We start from the raw sequence: 4,085 nt of genomic DNA, 5'->3' as shown, positions 1-4,085 counted from the left end.
GTGCGTCGCCTCGACAGCGGCGCAAGGAGACGTCGGCAGGGGCCGATGTGTATACGAGACATGTTAATCAAATGAACGAACCAGTCCAAAGACTCGCCCGTGCCCGTCCGTCGCAGGGGTTAGAGTAGTATGAAGGCCCGCCCCACCCCCGGGGGGGAAAGGGCTTCCCCCCCGAGCCCGCCCGCCCCCCGCCGATCTGACCTGCGCGACGGGGTGAACCGCATCACCGCGGCGCCGTCACCCGCCGGGCTGCTCGGTGTCCTTGTGGGCGCCCCAGCCGTGCCAGCGCTCGACCTCCATCCAGGCGCTCCACCGCGGGTTCACGCGGTCCGGGTACGCCGACCCGCCGTAGTGCCGCGAGATGCGGTCGATGTCCGAGCGGTCCTCGTCGGGCCGCAGGTCGACCACGCGGCCCAGCAGGGTGACGTGGGTGTACCAGTTGTCCGCGTCGAGCACGGTGAGCGTGACGCGGGGGTCGCGGCGCAGGTGCTTCAGCCGCACCCGGGTGCCGTCCAGGTTCAGCAGCACGCGGCCGTCCTCCCACAGGTACCAGGTGGCGGCGCTGACGGGCGAGCCGTCCTTGCGCAGGGTCGCCATCACGGCGGGGTTCGGGCGCTGCAGCATGGCGACGGCGTCGGGCGGGAGCGGGGACGTGGACACAGGACCTCCAGGTCGGCGGCGGTACGGCTCAGGAGCCCAGTGTGCCCACGTCCCGGCCCGGACCGCTCAGCCCAGGCGGCGCAGCAGCTCGGCCGCGACGATCCCCGACGACGCCGGGTTCTGGCCGGTGACGAGGGTGCGGTCGGTCTGGAGGTGCGGGGCGAACGGCTCGGCCGCGACGACCTCGATGCCGGCCGCCGTGAGCCGGTCCTGCAGGAGCCAGGGCGCTCGCGGTGCGAGCCCGGCCAGGTGCTCCTCCTCGTTGGTGAACGCGGTGACGCGGTACCCCGAGAACACGTTGACCCCGTCGGGGTCGACCGCCGCGAGCAGGGCGGCCGCACCGTGGCAGACGACGCCCAGCGGGGTCCCCGCGCGGAGGGCGGCGGTCAGCAGCGCGCCGGAGGCCGGGTCGACCGCCAGGTCCTCCATCGGTCCGTGGCCGCCCGGCACGTAGACCGCGTCGAAGGCCGCGACGTCCACCGCCTCGATCGCCACGGGGCTGCGCAGCTCGTGCGCCCCGTCGATGACGGCGCGGACGTGTGCGGCGGCCTCCTCGCCGCCGGCGGCGTCGGGGGACAGGCTGCCGGGGTCGACGGGCGGGACGGCGCCGCCCGGGGTCGCGACCGTGACGCGGTGCCCGGCCGCGGTGAGCGCCTCGTACGGCACGACGAGCTCGTCGGCCCAGTACCCGGTCGGGTGCGTGCTGCCGTCGGCGAGCGTCCAGCGGTCGGCGGCGGTCATGAGGAACAGGATGTGCGCCACGGTGGTCTCCTCGGTGGGGGTGGGGCCGCGGTCGGCGGCCACGTCGACGCTAGCCCCGCGATCCATCGGCGCACCAATAGCGTCGGCGATGTCCGTCATCAGACGTCTGATGGCTAGGCTGCTGCGTATGGACCCGACCGGTGACCTGCACCTGCTGCGCACGTTCCTCGCGGTGTACCGCGCCGGGACGATCACCGCCGCCGCGGCCCAGCTCGGGCTGTCGCAGCCGGCGGTGACCGCCCAGGTGCGCACGCTGGAGCAGCAGGCCGGGCACGACCTGTTCGTCCGCCGCCCGCGCGGGGTGGAGCCGACGCCCCGCGCGCACGAGCTCGCCGCCCGGGTCGCGCGCCCGCTGGACGAGCTGGCCGGCGCAGCGACCTGGGACACCGGGGCCGCGGCCCCGCACCCGCCGGTGCACCTCGCCGGGCCCGCCGAGCTCCTGAGCACCCGCGCACTCGCCGCCCTGGCGCCGCTCGTCGCCGGCGGCGTCCGGCTCCGGGTCGTCACCGGGCTCACCGACGACCTCCTGGAGGGGCTGCGCGCGGGGCAGCACGACCTCGTCGTCTCGACCCACCGGCCCCGCGGCCGGTCCGTCGTCACCCAGGAGCTCGCCTCGGAGGACTACGTGCTGGTCGCCGGCCGGCGGTGGGCGGGAGCGGCCGCGAGCGCGGACGGCCCGGAGGCCGCGGTCCGGGACGTCCCGCTGGTCGCCTACGCCGAGGACCTGCCGATCGTGCGGCGGTACTGGCGGGCTGTCCTGGGTCGCCGGCTCACCGCCGAGGCGGCGCTGACCATGCCGGACCTGCGGGGCGTCGTCGCGGCGGTCGTCGCCGGCGCGGGCTGGAGCGTGCTGCCGCGCTACCTGTGCCGGGCCGAGCTCGCGGCGGGCGACCTCGTGCTGCTGCACGACCCCCCGGAGCCCCCGGGCAACACGGTGTTCCTCGTGCAGCGCCCGGCGGCCGCGGCGAACCCGGACGTGGCGCGCGTGGCGGACGCGCTCCTGGACGCGGGGCCTGCCTGGTAGGGCGGCGCCACCACGTGCCGTATCAGGCCGGGGCGTGCTCCGTCCCCAGAGCCGACGCGTACCGGCCCAGCCGCCGGGCGCTGTCCGCGTCGAGCCCGCGGACCACCGCGGTCTTGCCCTTCGCGGCGTACTTGGTGGTCACCGCGTCGAGCGCGGCGGCCGTCGACGCGTCCCACACCTGCGCGCCCGACAGGTCGACCACCACGTGCTCCGGGTCGCCGTCGTAGTCGAACTGGTAGACCAGGTCGTTCGACGAGGCGAAGAACAGCGCGCCCCGCACCTCGTACACGCGCACGCCGTCCGGGCCGTCGACCGGCGTCACGCGGGTGACGTGCGCGACCCGCCGGGCGAACAGCAGCGTCGCCACGAGCACGCCCGCCACCACGCCGTACGCGAGGTTGTGGGTGGCCACGACGACCGCGACCGTCACGACCATCACGGCCGTCTCGCTCAGCGGCATCCGGCGCAGGGTCCGCGGGCGCACGGAGTGCCAGTCGAACGTCGCGACCGACACCAGGACCATGACGGCGACCAGCGCGGCCATCGGGATGCTGCCCACGAGGTCGCCCAGCCCGACGACCAGCACCAGCAGGAACGCGCCCGCGAGGAACGTGGAGATGCGGGTGCGCGCGCCCGACACCTTCACGTTGATCATCGTCTGGCCGATCATCGCGCAGCCGCCCATGCCGCCGAACAGGCCGGACAGCACGTTCGCGGCGCCCTGGCCCCACGCCTCGCGGGTCTTGTCGGAGTGGGTGCCGGTGACGTCGTCGACGAGCTTGGCCGTCATGAGGGACTCGAGCAGGCCGACCAGCGCGATCCCGACGGCGTAGGGGGCGACGACCCGGAGCGTCTCCGCGGTGAGCGGCACGTCCGGCAGGAGCAGGCTCGGCAGGCTGTCCGGGAGCGCGCCCTCGTCGCGCACCCGCGGCACCTGCAGGCCGAGCACCGCGGTGGCACCGGTCAGCAGCACGATGGCGACGAGCGGCGCCGGGACCACGGTCGTGAGCCGCGGCAGCAGCGCGATGACCGCGATCCCGGCCGCGACCATCGGGTACACCACCCAGGGCACGTCGACGAGGTGCGGGAGCTGGGCGGTGAAGATGAGGATCGCCAGCGCGTTGACGAAGCCCACCATCACGGAGCGCGGAACGAACCGCATGAGCCGCGCGATGCCCGCCAGCCCGAGCGCCACCTGGATCAGCCCGCCGAGGATCACCGCCGCCAGCAGGTGGTCGAGGCCGTGCTCGCGGACCAGCGGCGCCACCACCAGGGCGACGGCACCCGTCGCGGCCGTGATCATCGCCGGTCGGCCGCCGAGGAACGCGATCGCGACCGCCATCACGAACGACGAGAACAGCCCGACCCGCGGGTCCACGCCGGCGAGGATCGAGAAGGAGATCGCCTCGGGGACCAGCGCGAGGGCGACCACGAGGCCGGCGAGGACCTCGGTGCGCAGCCGGCGAGGCGAGCGCAGGGCCGCCAGGACCGAGTGCGCGGCGTCCGCCTCCGGGACGGCGGCGGACGCCGCGCGGCCGCCCCGGCGCCGCCCCCCCGGCTGCCGCCCCTTCTACCCCCCTCCCGGCCCCCCCGGCCCCCCGCTCTCCCGTTATCCCTCCTCCTGTTTCAAAAAAAAAGA

At 75.2% G+C, this 4,085-nt stretch carries 4 protein-coding genes; 1 reads left to right on the top strand and 3 read right to left on the bottom strand.

Features of this window, described 5'->3' with window-relative positions:
- Nucleotides 1-237: 237 nt before the first annotated feature.
- Together KJP73_RS19060 and KJP73_RS19055 are read right to left on the bottom strand one after the other, a co-directional pair.
- Nucleotides 238-660 carry a PPOX class F420-dependent oxidoreductase gene (locus KJP73_RS19060; RefSeq protein ID WP_213284457.1) on the bottom strand — a complete coding sequence of 141 codons (423 nt, stop codon included), beginning with the start codon at nucleotides 658-660 and terminating at the stop codon, nucleotides 238-240.
- A gap of 66 nt (nucleotides 661-726) precedes the next feature.
- Nucleotides 727-1,464, bottom strand: coding sequence for a type 1 glutamine amidotransferase domain-containing protein (locus KJP73_RS19055; protein WP_249669559.1), 738 nt, complete (start codon nucleotides 1,462-1,464; stop codon nucleotides 727-729).
- An 85-nt stretch (nucleotides 1,465-1,549) separates the two neighbouring features.
- Between KJP73_RS19055 and KJP73_RS19050 the strand changes: the two genes are divergently transcribed.
- Nucleotides 1,550-2,446, top strand: coding sequence for a LysR family transcriptional regulator (locus tag KJP73_RS19050; RefSeq protein WP_213284456.1), 897 nt, complete (start codon nucleotides 1,550-1,552; stop codon nucleotides 2,444-2,446).
- Between the two features lie 22 nt (nucleotides 2,447-2,468).
- On the opposite strand, the gene KJP73_RS19045 is transcribed toward KJP73_RS19050, so the two are convergent.
- Nucleotides 2,469-3,932: a SulP family inorganic anion transporter gene (locus KJP73_RS19045; protein ID WP_213284458.1), complete on the bottom strand. Its 1,464-nt coding sequence runs from the start codon at nucleotides 3,930-3,932 to the stop codon at nucleotides 2,469-2,471.
- Nucleotides 3,933-4,085 lie beyond the last annotated feature (153 nt).

Origin of the sequence: Cellulomonas hominis, assembly GCF_901521055.1 — a bacterium.
Taxonomy (GTDB): domain Bacteria; phylum Actinomycetota; class Actinomycetes; order Actinomycetales; family Cellulomonadaceae; genus Cellulomonas; species Cellulomonas endometrii.
Note: the sequence above shows the minus strand (reverse complement) of the source record. Positions and strands in the feature narration are given on the sequence as shown.

Bases quoted from the DNA above. Each gene is read 5' to 3' on its own strand.
- KJP73_RS19050 (WP_213284456.1), top strand. From the start codon at position 1,550: ATGGACCCGACCGGTGACCTGCACCTGCTGCGCACGTTCCTCGCGGTG.